This window comes from Pseudomonas sp. Yb2C2, from assembly GCF_052112325.1.
In the GTDB taxonomy this organism is placed as follows: domain Bacteria; phylum Pseudomonadota; class Gammaproteobacteria; order Pseudomonadales; family Pseudomonadaceae; genus Aquipseudomonas; species Aquipseudomonas marginalis.
In genome coordinates this window covers 1-285 of the sequence record NZ_JAVAJK010000076.1, presented here as the reverse complement: position 1 = coordinate 285, position 285 = coordinate 1, and the positions used below count along the sequence as shown (strand labels likewise).

1 protein-coding gene is annotated in these 285 nt (G+C 66.7%); it reads right to left on the bottom strand.

Annotated features, from left to right (window positions below; genetic code table 11):
• On the bottom strand, positions 1 to 285 hold a 285-nt coding region (locus Q8X51_RS32220), incomplete at both ends, for an ATP-binding cassette domain-containing protein (RefSeq protein WP_407694954.1).

The following is a 285-nucleotide window of genomic DNA, read 5'->3' as shown; positions in this document are numbered from 1 at the left end:
AAGCCAGGGCCTGCTTGCGCAACAGGCCCCGGTTGACCACGCCGAAGCGCGAGGGCAAATGCCCGAGGAACAGGTTTTCGGCGACGGTCATTTCCGGCACCAGGTGCAGCTCCTGGTGGATCACCGCTACGCCGCTGGCGATGCTGTCGGCGGCGCATTTGAACGCCATGGTCTGCGCGCCGATCTGCACCGTGCCGCTGCTGGGAATATAGGCGCCGCCGAGGATCTTCAGCAGCGTCGACTTGCCCGCACCGTTCTCGCCCATCAGGGCGTGCACCTGCCCCG